Source organism: Streptomyces sp. SAS_272 (assembly GCF_052543235.1).
Window position 1 is genome coordinate 59,515 of the sequence record NZ_JBMNDR010000016.1, and the last position, 13,419, is coordinate 72,933.

The 13,419-nt window shown below is 70.7% G+C and carries 8 protein-coding genes; 4 read left to right on the plus strand and 4 right to left on the minus strand.

All coding sequences use genetic code 11. From position 1 onward, the window contains the following. The first annotated feature begins 113 nt into the window (after window positions 1–113). Together ACN6LD_RS12830 and ACN6LD_RS12835 are read left to right on the plus strand one after the other, a co-directional pair. Entirely contained in the window at window positions 114–1,931 is a 1,818-nt protein-coding gene (locus ACN6LD_RS12830) for a GmrSD restriction endonuclease domain-containing protein (RefSeq protein ID WP_445043198.1), read from the plus strand. After that, on the plus strand, window positions 1,928–2,974 hold the full coding sequence (locus ACN6LD_RS12835; RefSeq protein ID WP_445043199.1) for a CBS domain-containing protein: 1,047 nt from the start codon (window positions 1,928–1,930) through the stop codon (window positions 2,972–2,974). Before ACN6LD_RS12830 ends, ACN6LD_RS12835 begins: the two co-directional genes overlap by 4 nt. Before the next feature lie 76 nt (window positions 2,975–3,050). Here ACN6LD_RS12835 and pglZ read toward each other — a convergent pair whose 3' ends face one another. Together pglZ and pglY are read right to left on the minus strand one after the other, a co-directional pair. Continuing rightward, window positions 3,051–5,957 (minus strand): BREX-2 system phosphatase PglZ, encoded by a 2,907-nt coding sequence (gene pglZ, locus ACN6LD_RS12840; protein ID WP_445043200.1) that lies wholly within the window; start codon window positions 5,955–5,957, stop codon window positions 3,051–3,053. Then, complete coding sequence (gene pglY / locus ACN6LD_RS12845; protein WP_445043201.1) at window positions 5,954–9,844, minus strand: BREX-2 system ATPase PglY; 3,891 nt, start codon at window positions 9,842–9,844, stop codon at window positions 5,954–5,956. The genes pglZ and pglY overlap by 4 nt, the downstream gene beginning before the upstream one ends. Window positions 9,845–10,193: 349 nt before the next feature. Here pglY and ACN6LD_RS12850 point away from each other — a divergent pair, with 349 nt between their 5' ends. Next, window positions 10,194–10,466 (plus strand): type II toxin-antitoxin system Phd/YefM family antitoxin, encoded by a 273-nt coding sequence (locus ACN6LD_RS12850; RefSeq protein ID WP_445043202.1) that lies wholly within the window; start codon window positions 10,194–10,196, stop codon window positions 10,464–10,466. Continuing rightward, window positions 10,463–10,720: a Txe/YoeB family addiction module toxin gene (locus ACN6LD_RS12855; protein ID WP_445043203.1), complete on the plus strand. Its 258-nt coding sequence runs from the start codon at window positions 10,463–10,465 to the stop codon at window positions 10,718–10,720. Before ACN6LD_RS12850 ends, ACN6LD_RS12855 begins: the two co-directional genes overlap by 4 nt. A 35-nt stretch (window positions 10,721–10,755) precedes the next feature. Here ACN6LD_RS12855 and ACN6LD_RS12860 read toward each other — a convergent pair whose 3' ends face one another. Together ACN6LD_RS12860 and ACN6LD_RS12865 are read right to left on the minus strand one after the other, a co-directional pair. Beyond that, window positions 10,756–12,885 carry a tetratricopeptide repeat protein gene (locus ACN6LD_RS12860; RefSeq protein WP_445043204.1) on the minus strand — a complete coding sequence of 710 codons (2,130 nt, stop codon included), beginning with the start codon at window positions 12,883–12,885 and terminating at the stop codon, window positions 10,756–10,758. After that, on the minus strand, window positions 12,882–13,292 hold the full coding sequence (locus ACN6LD_RS12865) for a hypothetical protein (protein ID WP_445043205.1): 411 nt from the start codon (window positions 13,290–13,292) through the stop codon (window positions 12,882–12,884). The genes ACN6LD_RS12860 and ACN6LD_RS12865 overlap by 4 nt, the downstream gene beginning before the upstream one ends. Between the last annotated feature and the right edge of the window lie 127 nt (window positions 13,293–13,419).

The following is a 13,419-nucleotide window of genomic DNA, read 5'->3' on the forward strand; positions in this document are numbered from 1 at the left end:
CTCGCCACGGCATGGCGGCGGGCCGCCTACTTCGTTGAATCGGTTGACGGTCACCCGGAGACGCTGCTGGAATCACTCTCCGTACATAGGGCCAAGCGGGGAGTGGGACGAACGTGGCGGCACTCGACAATGTGAAACTGAAGGACGTACTCGCGGACGTGGCCTCGGGTTCCTTACAGTTGCCCGACTTCCAGCGGACCTGGAAGTGGGACGACGACCGGATCCGCGCCATCATCGCGACGGTGACGCTCGACTATCCGCTCGGCGTGGTGATGACGCTGCAGACAGGTGGCGCCACCCGCTTCCGCTCCCGGACCCTCACGGGGGCGCGCCCGGACGGGGATCCAGCAGCGGACCTCCTCCTGCTGGACGGGCAGCAGCGCCTCACCTCCCTGTTCCAGGCCCTCTGGCTGGACGCCCCCGTGGAGACCGCAGACGGACGCGGCAAGCCGATCGAGCGGTGGTACTACGTCGACATCGCGAAAGCCGTCGGCCCGGCCGCGGACCGCGACGAAGCCATCCTGTCCGTCCCGGCGGACAAAGTGCTCCGCACCGACTTCAACCGCACGGTGGTGCTGGACCTGAGCACCACGGAGAAGGAGTGCGCGGCCGGCCTCTTTCCTCTGCATCTGGTCTTCGACGCGCAGCGTGTCAACCAGTGGATGATGACGTACGTCAAGGCGGACGAGGACCGGAACTGGGACCTGTGGGGCCAGTTCGACGAGTTGGTGCTCCAGCAGGTCCGCGCCTTCCAGGTCCCGATGATCCGGCTGGGCGCGTCCACCTCCATGGACGCGGTCTGCGCGGTGTTCGAGCGTGTCAACACGGGCGGTGTGCCTCTGAACGTCTTCGAACTGCTCACCGCGACCTACGCCGGCGATCCGGAGTACGTGGACCGGACCGGGGACTACTACCAACTTCCTGAAGCCTGGCGGGAGATCAAGCAGGGGCTGGCTGCCAAGTACCCGGTCTTCGGCCGTCTGGACGGCAACATCGAGAACGGGCTCAGCAGTATCGACTTTCTGCAGGCCATCGCCCTGGTGCGCACCTGGGAGCGGAAGCAGGCGGGCACCGGGGCGACGGTGTCGTGCAAGCGCCGGGATCTGCTGGACCTCCCGCTGGCCGATTTCGTCCGCCTGGCGCCGAAACTCGCCGACGCCTTCGCCTGGGTCGGCGACTTCCTTGAACGGCAGTGCATCGTCCGCCCGAGCGACCTGCCGTACAAGACGCAGCTCGTCCCGCTCGCGGCTGTCCGCGCCATCCTCGACACGGCGCTGGACGGCCTGGGGGCGGAGGAGAGGACCGAGCAGTGGTACTGGTGCGGGGTCCTCGGCGAGATGTACGGCGGCTCCACCGAGACCCGCTTCACCCGTGACGTCGAACAGCTCGTCCCCTGGATCGCGCACGACGACCGGGCGCCCGACACCGTCACGGACGCGTTCTTCTTCGCGGACCGGCTCGACAGCCTCACCACCCGCAACAGCGCCGCCTACAAGGGTATCTACGCCCTGTTGATCAAACAGGGGGCGGTCGACTGGCACTACACGGACAGCCCGCTCAAACCGGGCCGGTTGGACGAGTACGGCGTGGACGTCCGGCAGATCTTCCCCAAGACCTGGTTCCGGCGCGGCAACAGCGAGGGCCTGCCCACCAACTCCATCGTGAACAAGACCCCCTTGTCCTACCGCGCGGCGATGGACATGACCGGGGCGCCTGCGTCCTACCTGTCCACGATGGTCGCCGCCTCCGACATGCGCCCCGAGTGGTTCGACGACGTTCTCACCACCCACCTCATCGATCCGGAAGCGCTCCGCGAGAACGACTACGAGCGGTTCTACACGGACCGTTCCAGGCAGTTGCAGGACCTCGTGCACGCCGCCATGGGCAAGAGGACGATGCTCCGTGACCTCGCGGAGGCCGACGCCCGATGACGAACACACCGAGCGGACAGGACCTTGCCGCGCTCAAGGGCAGGACCGTGTCCGTGCAGGACATCCTCGACCTCTTCCAGGTCAGGGTCCGCGATCACCGGACGGTGCACCGCATCTCGCAGGCGCTCGCCGACGCCGGGCTGACCACCCTGCCGAACTTCGCAGTGTGCGGCCCGCGCAGCCACGTCGACGTGGTGCCGGTGGCCTTGATCCCGGCGCAGGCCGTCCCGACCGACGTGGAAGAGGACGAGACCGAGGAGGCACTGCCCTCGGCGGCCCTGCCGCAGCGTCTGCTGCTCGGCGACATCCCGTCGGCGCGGCGCGGACTGGTGTCCGTCGGTCCGGGCACGCCGCTGGCCCAGACCACATTCCTGATGCGCACGAACAACGTCGCGCAGGTCCCGGTGACCACCGGCATGGCGCAGATTCACGGGGTGGTCACCTGGGGATCTGTCGCCAAGATGTACGAGTCGGGCAAGCAGCCGACGCTGGACAATGCGATGGAGAAGGACTCCCTTCCGGTCGCCGACACCCGTCAGGAGTTCTTCTCCGCTCTGCCGGTCATCCGCGAACACGGCTACCTCCTGGTCCGTGGCGACGACGGCTGCCTCTCGGGCATCGTCACCGCCGCGGACGTCACGGACCGGTTCGAGGGCGCGGCACGGCCCTTCTTCATCGTCGGGGAGATCGAGTCCCTTCTGCGCCGCTGCCTGGGCGCGGCACTGGACGAGGAGACCGTCAAGGCCGTCCAGACGAACAAGAAGCCCGAGCACCGCACCGGCCAGGTCTCCGACCTCATGTTCGGCGACTACCTGAGACTCCTGGACGGCGACCAGACGAAGACGTCGCTGGCCGGGGCCGCCGATGCCAACTGGGAAGCCCTGAAGTGGCCCAACATGCCCAGGGAACAGTTCATCGGCCGCCTGAAGCGGGTCAAGGACATCCGCAACCGGATCGCCCACTTCGACGAGAAGCCGCTGCCGCAAGAGATGCTCGAGGAGTTGACCACCTTCGCGAAGCTGCTGCGGGAGTTCGTGGCCTGAGGCGACGGCTCGGGCACCGGAAGACGTCGCCCCGGGGCGCCCCCGACGCGGACCGCTGGAGGCACCCCTGACACCGTCAGCCCGCTCGGAGCGCGAACTGTTCACGCAGCAGCGCCTCATGGAGCCGTAGCGTGCGTCCGTCCGGCAGGGTCTCCAGCACCTGTACGCCGTCGTAGTTGAGGAGCTGCCTCAGGACCGCGGCGAAGCCGTCGCCCCGGGTGGTGGGCATTCCCGCCCGTTGGGCGAGCGCGGTCACGGGCAGGGTGCCCCCCGCGTCGAGCAGGGCGGCCAGCGCCTTGTCGACCTGCTCCTGCTGCGGCTTGCGGGCAAGACCGTCGAGCTGCCCCTGATACGTCTCCGAGTCGAGCAGCGCCGTCACGAGAGCCTCGGTCCGGGAGACGACGGTCGGAGTGAGCAGCGCGTCGTCGCCTCCTGCGGTCAGCGCCACGTCGAAGAGCGCGTCGGGCTGCGTTCCGGGTTCGGGTTGCTTCTTGCGCGGCTTGGCGGTCGTCTTCTTCGCTGCCGCTGTGGTCATCTGAGGCGCGCGCTCGTCCGAGACCGGCCCGCCCGCCTCCTCCGGGGCCCACCAGACCGGCCGTTGATCTCCCAACTCCCGCCAGCCCTTGGGCGGTTCCGCCCCGAACGGCAGGAAGGCGAGCACCGGGATGGTGAACTCGGCGAGGGAGGCTCCGCCGTGGTAACCGGCCTTCAGGGCGGTGTATCGGGAGTCCGCGTCCCAGAGCGCGACGATAGAGGCACCCGGGTCGGGCCACACCACGCGGGGCCCCGAGAGGGCGATCTCCCGTTCGCCGAGCAGTCCTCCGCCCGGCATGCGATGGCGCGCGGAGGCGGGCTCGGTGGCGGCATCGGCCTTCGTGCCGTGCCGGTCGACGACGTGACCGTGGTCGCTGGTGACGATCACGGCCATGCCCTGGGCCGCCGCCACCCGGAGCAGGTCGCGCAGGCCGGGTACGTCGTCGACCCGCCAGGCTCCGTCACCGAGCTTCTGCTCCTTGGCGAGGCGGTCGTCGATGGCATTGAGGACGACCGCGACGTGCGTCCTGCCGTCGGTGAGGGCATCGGTCAGAGCCGGGCCGAAGGTGTCGCCTGCCGTCTCGGTACGCAGGTCGTCCTTGTGGAACACGGCGGCGGAGGCCCCGCCCCAGAGTTTCAGCGCAGGAAAGAGTCGCTTCTCGTCGGCTTGGGCGCCCTTCATCAGGGTGCCCGCGAAGAGTGAGGTCCGGGATACCGCCGTGACGGTAGGCAGGGCCGCGGCCATCGCCCGTCGACACGGAGCGTCGTCGGCCAGCGGGTCGAATTCCGCCCAGGATCGGCGCAGTTCCTCGCCGAGTTCGCTGGCTATGGCCACGCTCATGCCGTCGAGCACGAGCAGCAGCACCCGCCGCTCCTCCCCGCGCCGGACGACGGGTCCGACCACCCGGTCGAGGAAAGTCTCGACGGTGAGCATGCGGCGGGGCGGGGTGCCGTCCTGCGTCCATCCGGCCAGCGAGCGCGCGAAGGACTCGTCGATCTGCCGCCGCCGGTCCCTGACGCGCGTGCCGAGGGTGTCGTAGGCGGCCTTGAGGACGGGCTCCGGGTCGCCGCCGGCCTCGACGTGCTCCAGGGCCAGGTCGACCCAGCCCGTCTCGGTGACGTGCCGCTGCATGGCCGCAGCGACACTGGGGGCGTCGGCCGGGGGGTCCGTGGCGAGCCAGACGGCGAGGCGCTGCCCCATGCGGGCGCGCTCGATGCGGGCGGACTCCGCCGGATCGGTGGCGAGCCGGTGGTCCGCCAGACGCCGTACGGCGTCCGCGGCCGCGGCCGTGTCACCCGTCGCGAGGGTCTGACCGACGGCGGCGAACCGTGCCTCCAGTCCACCGCGCAGGACGGGGCTCGCCGCGGCGGCCGCCTCTGCTCCGAACTGCCGGGCCAGCACGGCCGCCCGGTCGAGGACGATGCCGGTGGTGCGGCGCGCCTCGCGAGCCTGGTCGGTGTCGGCGCCGCCGTGGCGATGCCCGGCGGTCAGCAGCGTGGTCACGTACTCCTCGGCGGACCGGCCGAAGACGGTCACCAGGGCGTCGAGCTGTTCGCCCTCGGCCGGGGGCCGGTCACCGAAGTAGCGTTCGGCACGACCCCGCGCCCGGTAGATCTCGGGGGCGGGGGCGGCATGCTGCCACAGGGCCGCGCACACGAGCCCGAAGGCGGCGGCGTCCGTGCCGCGCTCGGCTCCGACGAGGGCGAGCAGGGCACGTCCGGCGAGGCCGGCCTGGTCGTCCTCGCCGAGAAAGACGGTCAGTCCGGCGCGCTCGGGGCCCCGCAGGGCCGACATCCGCTCCGGGGCGCCAGGTCGGGTCGACCAGTGCAGCAGGGTCTGTGCGTCGAGCCGGTCGTCGCCGGGGCGTCGTGTGCCGCCCTCGGTGTCGTGGCGGCCGAGACGCAGACGGCGCTGGGCGAGCGCGGTGAGGGCGTACTGCCGGGACAGCCAGCCGCCGGGCACGGGCGGCCAGCCGCCGGGCGGGGTGGCGTCCAGCAGGGCTTCGGCGGCCCAGTCGACGTCCTTGAGGCGTGGGTCGATCTGCCGTGCGCCGAACGCCTCCCGCACGACGTCCCAGCTGTCGACCGTGTCGATGCGCAGCTTGTGGACGCGGGCGAGGATCGCCGGGTCGAGTTCGTTGTGCTCGCGATCGGTCAGCACGACCAGCACAGCGGGCCCGGGTCGTCGGCCTGTGAGGTGGTCCAGTACGAGTTCATGAACGGCGAGCGGCGAGGGCGCCACCGCGACCCCGGCAGTCCGGCCCTCGCCCCAGACGGGTTCGGCAGGCCCATCCCACTGGGGCGCCGACCGCAGCAGCACGACCCGGCGCCTGCCCCCGCCGTCCCCGGTCAGGGAGGCGGCGAGGGAGGACTGCGAGGACAGGTATTGGGTGACGGTCGCGGTGTTCAGCCGGACGGCGCCGGGGACGGCGGCGACGGTGTCCGTCATTCGACGACCTTCCAGGTGATCTCGATCGTCGCGTCGGGGTGGCGGGCGGCCAGCTCGGACAGTTCCGCCTGGAGGTCGGCGGCCGCGCGGGACGCGGTCGTACGGCGTCCACCGGACGTCCGCGCGGTGCCACTGCCCGAGGAGACCGAGGTGGGAGCGCCCTGCGGGGTGTAGGGGATGCGCGGGTCGCTGGTCGGCGTGTTCAGGGACAGATCGTCGGCCGTGGGCTGCGGCGCGACGGGCGCGGGCGGCGGGGCGGCTGCGGCCTGGCTGCGCTTCACCAGGGCGACGACCTCGCGCTGGGTCCGGGTCAGGGCGTCCCGCAGGTCCGCGGTGCGCTGGTCGTCGCGGGCCACGTTGCGCAGCGAGTCGAGCAATGCCGCGCCCTCGGGTCCGAGTCCGGCGGCGAGTTCGAGGGTGCTCCAAGGTGCGGAGGCGAGTGCCTCCGCGACGCTGCGGGCCTGCTTGACGGAGGTCCCGTACCGGTCGGCGCTCGTCCCGCCCAGGTCGAAGGAGGCGAGGGCCTCCACGGTCTTCTTCGCACCGGCCGCGCCCTTGCCGGCTTCCGTCGTGAGCGCGTCCAGCAGTTGCAGGGAGCGGCGGGCGAGGGCGAGACGTCCGGTGTCGGCGGTCTGGTCGAGGCCGAGGAAGGAGGCGTGGGCCTCCAACTGGTGCACCAGGTCCGCCGCGTGGTCCCGGTGAGCGCGGGCGGCCTCGAGGATCTGTCGGGCGAACTGGTTGACCATCCGGCCGCGTCGCAGGGTGGGCGCCTTCTCGCCGAAGATCGTCTCGAAGCGCTGTCGTGCCGTGTCCCAGTCGGGCTCGGCGGGCAGCGGCTGGCTGCGCAGTGCGTCGTGGTCCTTGAGCGCGGACACTTCGGGCGCGGGGTCGAGCACGGTGCCGCCGCGCACCCACACCCGGTCGTCCATCTCGGCGAAGGCGGCGACGACGAGCCGGGCGAGGAAGTCCGGCAGGCCGCGCGGATCGGGCTTGTCGGTCCAGTCGGTCAGGGTGATGAGGGACAGATCCCCGGTGACGCCCTGGGCGCTGGCGAGCTGGCGGAAGTGGTCGGCCCAGTAGCGGGACAGCTCGAAGTACGCCTCCTTCTGCTGCCCGAGACGCAGGGGCCCGGCGATCCGCTGCATGAGCCTGCGGTCGGCGGCCGGGACCTCCACCCGCCCGTCACGGGCTTCGGCGGCAGCCCGGACGTGCGTGAACACCTTCTTCGTGTCGACGGACTTGACGGCGATGCCGGTGGCGTCGGGGTCGAGATCGGGGTGTGCCGGGTACTGGTGGGCGAGGAGCCTGCCCGCGACGTGCCGGATGCCGTCGTGCAGGCTCTGCCCGAACGAGAGGGTGAGGCCGTCGACGTCGGGCAGCGCGACGAGGTGGTCGTCGAAGTCGGGCACGACGTCGGCCGCCTGCTTCTGGGCGAGGCCGTAGGCCTGCTTGAAGGCGCCCCTGACCTGCTTGAGCAGGGCCTCGCGCTGGCTTTCGAGGAGGCCCTTGGCGCGGCTGCGGTTGTCGGCGTTGAGGTGGCCGGCGTACTGGGTGTCGAAGCGGTGCTCGTCCGCCAGGGCCTTGTCGATGACGACGAGGCGCCGGAAGTCCGCGAAGCGCTGCGCGGACAGGTGTGCGGGGAGCCAGGCGACGGTACGGGACCGCGCGCCCTGCTGGCGCTCACGCAGGCGCTGCATCCGGATGGCGTCCTCGCGGGGGCCGTACTCGCCCTCATCGAACGGGAGGTCTATGGCGATGCGCCAGTGACCCTCCTCCTGCGGCATCAGGTCGTGGTCGGGCAGCTCGTCCTCGTCGGCGACGTTCCCGAAGACGATCTCGGCGGTTCGGGCGGTACCGCGCCAGGTGAAGCCGAGTCGGTCGTTCAACTGGCCGTGCTCGACGCCCAGTTCCTCGGACAGCAGGCGTCGGGCGAGCGCGACCCGGTTGCCGGGGTTGTCGTTGACCTGGGCGTTGGCGATGACGGAGTCCACGTCGACGCCGGACAGCTCCAGCCGTACGCCGGGGTTGGCGTCGGTGCCGGTCTCCTTGATCTCGGGGAACCGGGCGGCCCATTCGGCGACCTTGTTCTTGATGATGCCGACCTCGGCCCCCGGGATCGGCGCGAGGACCGACCCGTGGTTGAGCGCGCCGAGTCGCCGGATGGTCAGCTCGGCGAGTGCGGGCACGCTGGGCGCGAGCGCGGACAGCAGCAGGGTGCAGGCGAGCCTGTTGTCGCCGACGAACATCCGGCAGCGGCCTGCGCGCTGCGGGTCGGTGAGGGTCTCGGGCCGGTTGACGTACTGCTCGACGTCGTCCTCAGTGATGTCGTACGAGCTGAGGAGGTACGGCCGCATCTTGGTCTTGTACAGCTTGTCGGCGGCCTCGAAGACGACCTTCAGGCTGTCGGTGAACGGCTTGTCGCCGCCCTCCGCGATCACCGGGTAGAGGTCGCCGACCGGGATGAGCTGCCCGAGCCGGATCTCGTTGCGGTGGTCGGCGAGCAGCTGGCCCATCAGCTTCAGACCGGTCCGGGAACGCTGCAGCGCGGAGGAGATGTGGACGAGGGTGTCCATGAACGCGGGCGAGAACGGATAGGTCAGCCGGAACGACTCCGCGTCCGCGCCGGTGGTGCCTTTCTCCGAGCCGAGCAGGGTGTCCCACACCTGGGTGCCGACCCGCTTCGTCTGTTCGAAGGCCGCGTCGACGAGCCGTTCCGCTTCGGCGTCCTTCGGCTTGAGGAGGCGGGCGTGGGCGATCTGCGGGAGGTTGCGGTCCTCCAGCGTGATCTTGTCGAACCGGCCGGAGGCGAGGTTGAGGGTGTCCTGGATGGAGGACTCCGCCGCGCCGGAGACCTCTTCGCCGACGAGCTCGCGCAGGTCTCGCTGGCGGGCGATGAACGACACGATGGGGATGGCACGACGGGCGTCGCCGCCCTCGACGAAGTTCGTGATCTTGCTGGCTTCGCGGGCCACGAACTTCTGGTCGTGGATGAGGGTGGCCAGCCAGAGGATCAGCTCGTCCATGAACAGGATGAGCCCGTCGTAGCCGATCGACTTGGCGTGTTCGGCGATGACGGACAGACCGGCGTCGAGGGAGATGAAGCCGTGCTCGTCCTCGACGGCGTTCTTGGCGAAACCGGGCAGGAGGTTGGTACTGGCGTCGTTGACCAGCTTGGCCCGCAGTTCCGCCGGGGCGGAGGGGTTGCGCAGGTTCAGCGGGGTGCCGGCCTCGTGGTTCTCCTCGGCGGCGAGCGCGGTGTCGAGGAGCTGCGGGGTCCAGGCGAAACCCTCGCCCCACTCGTCCTCCTCGCCGTCGTCCGCGTCGCTGCCGCCCAGGCCGCGGATGACTGCTTCGTCGCCCATTTTGGCGCGCATGGCGCGGATGTCGGCGAACAGGGAGTCGGTCCGGTAGACCTGCGGGGTCGAAGCGTCGGGGCGCAGCTTCTTGACGTGCGTGACGTACCCGCCGAGCACCCGCTGTTCGAGGGCCTTCGCGCCGAGCATGTGGTACGGCACGAGCAGGAACTTCTTGCCGTCCGTGGTCAGCCACTCGTGCTTGGTCAGCACCGGGTCGAACTCGGTGCGGGCGCGGGCGGCCGGGTCGCCGCTGAGCAGCGCGTACAGCACGGCCATGAAGTGGGACTTACCGGAACCGAACGAGCCGTGGAGATAGGCCGCCTTGGAGCGGTGCCCGTCGAGCGAGGACTTGATGAGCGCCAGCGCCTCGTCGAAGTTCTCCAGCAGCCGCTCGGTGACGACGTAGTCCTCGAGCGCGTGCCGAGCGCCCTCGGGCGTCGTCGCCTCGGCGAGGGACAGCACGAAGTCCGAGGTGGAGATGGACTCCTTGATGTCGATGACATCGCGGAGGAGGGGCGGCTGCTGGGCCATTACCGGTCACGCTCTCCATCTGGCGGCTCCTGCCGCCGCTCGTACTCGATCGTGCGGGATGTCCGCTGCCTGTTCAGCCGACCGACGGGGACAGCGAAGGCCGGCCAACCACAGCGAAGGCGGGCTGTCACCCACCCGCGCCGGAAGCGTCCGGCCGCCGTGCAGGCGCTTACTCCCCCCTTGCGCTGTATACCCGCCTCCATGCCGATCGATCAACCGGCGGCCTCCGCCCCCTTGGCCACCTGAAGCGGATCGGGACTGTTGAAGACATCCCACCCTGCAGCCCGTACAAGAAACTCGTACCATTGCAGTACCCTTTTTCGGTACCACTTGAAGAGAGGTGCCGCAGATGACCATAAGCGCCAGCGAAGCCCGCAAGGATCTCTTCCCGCTGATCAAACGCGTCAACGACGACCACACTCCCGTGCGCATCAGCTCCAAGAGCGGCGACGCGGTACTGATGTCCGCCGAGGACTATGACTCCTGGCAGGAGACCGTCTACCTGCTGCGCTCCCCCGCCAACGCGCAACGCCTCATGGAAGCCGTCGCACGGGACAGGGCCGGCGAGACCGTGATCACCAGGACCATGGCCGAGCTGGAAGAGCTGGCGGGCGACGGATGAGGAGCGTCCACTTCGACCCGGCCGGGTGGGAGGACTTCCTGTTCTGGCTCGGCTCGGACCGTGCCATGGCCCGCAGGGTCACCCGGCTGATCGCCGAGATCCAGCGCACCCCCTTCACCGGCATCGGCAAGCCGGAGCCCCTGAAGGGCGACCTGTCCGGCTACTGGTCACGCCGGATCGACGACGAGCACCGGCTCGTGTACCGGGTGGACGAGAAGGAAGTGAAGATCCTCAAGGCCCGCTACCACTACTGAGGCCGCCGTGCCTCGCCGCGGCACTCGCGGTCACGTCATCGGCCCGACCGGTACGTGTCCAGAAGCCGCCGGCCCGCGACGGTGAAGGGGTGCTCGGGGCCCAGACCGCGTTCCCGTCGTGCGACGACCTCGGTCATCAGCTCGATCGCCTCGTCCACCCCGCCGAGCGCGGCCCGGGTCCGCGAGAACAGCTGCCGAGCCGCGAGCACCATCGGGTACTCCGGCCCGAAGCGCCGTACATACGCCTCGGTGACCCGCCGGATCTCGCTGTCGGCTTCGGCGAACCGGCCCAGGAGATACAGCGCCCACGCGTGGTTGTGCCGGGCGCCCAGGGTCACGGTGTGATCGGGGCCGAGGGACCGGTCGCATTCCGACGGGAGCGTGAGCAGCGCGCCGCCCTCCTCGGTGACGACGTCGGCGGCCGGCAGCATCTCCAGCAGGCTGGCGCGGGCCCGCAGGGTCAGCGGATGCGCGGGACCCAGCGCCGAGCGCCGTCCGGCGACGGTGGCGCGGAGCAGTGCGACGGATTCCTCGCGTCTGCCGAGGTTCGCCAGCACGAGCTGGAGGCCGTAGGAAGTGTCCAGGGTGTCGGGGTCGTCGGCTCCGAACAGAGCCTCCTGAGCGGTATGGATTTCGCGGAGCAACGACTCGGCCTCCAGGAACCGGCCCAGCCGGAACAGCGCCCGCCCGGCCCTGGAACGGGCGGCCAGGACCGTGCGGTCGTCCGCGCCGAGCAGTCGCTGCGCGAGGTCCGCGGCGGTTCGGGAGGTTTCCCAAGCCGAGGGGTAGTCACCGGTCCGGTGCAGTGCGACCGACAGCCGCGTCGCCACGGCCAGGGCGTCGGCGGCGGCCGACGGCTCGCCGACGTGCCGCAGCAGGGCCAGCACATGAGGTACCAGCAGGCGCAGTCGCGGCTCGTGCGGCCCGGCGTCGGGTGCGCCGGGTACGGCCGCGTCGAGCAGTCGGACGGCCGCCGCGTCGAGCGTGGGCGTCACTTGGGCGGGGGTCGCCGCGGAGACACTGTCGAGCAGCACGCCATGGCTCTGCACGCAGCGCATGCCGACGACGTCGACCAGCTCGGACAGCGACTGGTCGAGCAGGGCCCGCAGAGCCGTCTCGGTACGGGCCCGGGGAAGGACTCCGCCGATGTCCTCATGGTTGAGCACGGCCAGCGGCAGGGGTTCGGCGGCGAACCGCGCCAGCAGTCTGAGCAGAGTCGCGGCCTCGGGCAGCCCGCGAGCCTCGAACGCGTCGAGGGTCAACTGCCAGGTCAGGCCGACCAGATGCCGCGGGTCCGCTTCGGACAGCGCGTCGGCTCCCCGGTCGATCAGCTGGACCCGCTGATCTCCGTCGAGCTGGTCCCCGTAGGCGTCCATCGTCCAGGGGTCGATGACCTGGTGGGAGAGGAAGCCGCCCGCCAGGGTGAGGGCGAGTGGCAGCCGCCCGAGCCGGTCCGCGACCCGCGCCGCCTGCTCCGTCGTCCCGCTGTGCGGTGCGAGATCGCGCAGCACGAGCGCGGCGTCCTCTCGGGGCAGGACGCCGATGTACTGCAGCTCGGCCCCCGGCCACCACCGGGCCGCCGCGCGCCGTGTGGTCACCAGGACGGTGCCGCGCGGACTGGTGCGCAGCCAGTCGCCGTCCCGCAGGATCTCCGGCTCGTCGGTGTTGTCCAGGACCAGTAACCAGGGTTCCGCGGAACGGTCGAGACAGGTCCACACGAGATCGGCGGCGGGCCTGAGCCCGTTACGCGCGGCGAGCAGTTCACCGTCGCCCGCTCCTCGGTCGGCGGCGACGGCGAGCATGCCGGCGCGCAGGCTCGCACGGTCGGCAGCGTTGACCCACAGGCCCACCCGGCCGTGTTCCCCGGTGACTTCCTGGAACAGGGCGCAGGCGACCGCCGTCTTGCCGGAGCCGCCCATGCCGTACAGCACGTAGACCTGGCCGCCGCGCTCCGCCTCGACGCTCGCCCGCAGGCGTTCCATCACCTCGCTGCGGTCGCGCAGCGCGACGGGGGGCCGGCCGACCGCCGGGCGTCGCACCGAGTCCGGTCCGCCGCGCTCCGGCCCGTCGCCGTAGTGGTGGTGGTGCTCGCTGATGTGCTGGTCGCCCCGCGCCTGATAGACGCGTCCCTGGTCCTCGGCGTGACCGTCCGTCCCGCCCGTCATCGCTCGGCGATGTGCTGGTCACGTCCCGCTTGGTAGACCCGGGCCTGCCCGGACGCGGTGGCGTGCTGGCTGATCTGCCGTGCGGCCGCGCCGCCGGGATCGAGTCGGTCCAGCAGCGCGCGCAGCTCGTCGACGGCGGCGGGACGGGCGACGAGCAGCCGCCGTACCGACCCCTGCCACTGAAGCCGCAGTTCGTCCAGGGATTCCTGGTCTCCCGCCGCCGCGGCGGCCAGGACGTCCTCGCGAGTGGCCTCCAACTCGGCGGTGACGGTCTCGGCGCGCTCGGGTTGCGTCCGGCGCCAGAGCTGTGTGATCCCGTCACGCACACGGTGCCAGGCATCGGTCGCCATCAGCGTGACCAAGGTGGCCCCCGCGCTCTGTGCGAGCAAGGTCACTTCTGAGTCCACAGCAGCCCCTCCGTTCACCCTATTTTCCTACAGCACAGACGAAAGATTCCGCCTGCCAGGCAGTGACGTGATTTTCTTCCCGATCAATATCATTCCAGCCCTGAGCGACATGAGACAAGGAGGAATC

Coding starts and splice junctions, on each gene's coding strand:
- ACN6LD_RS12835 (WP_445043199.1), top strand. CDS start 1,928: ATGACGAACACACCGAGCGGACAGGACCTTGCCGCGCTCAAGGGCAGG.
- pglZ (WP_445043200.1), bottom strand. CDS start 5,957: ATGACGGACACCGTCGCCGCCGTCCCCGGCGCCGTCCGGCTGAACACC.
- pglY (WP_445043201.1), bottom strand. CDS start 9,844: ATGGCCCAGCAGCCGCCCCTCCTCCGCGATGTCATCGACATCAAGGAG.
- ACN6LD_RS12850 (WP_445043202.1), top strand. CDS start 10,194: ATGACCATAAGCGCCAGCGAAGCCCGCAAGGATCTCTTCCCGCTGATC.
- ACN6LD_RS12855 (WP_445043203.1), top strand. CDS start 10,463: ATGAGGAGCGTCCACTTCGACCCGGCCGGGTGGGAGGACTTCCTGTTC.
- ACN6LD_RS12860 (WP_445043204.1), bottom strand. CDS start 12,885: ATGACGGGCGGGACGGACGGTCACGCCGAGGACCAGGGACGCGTCTAT.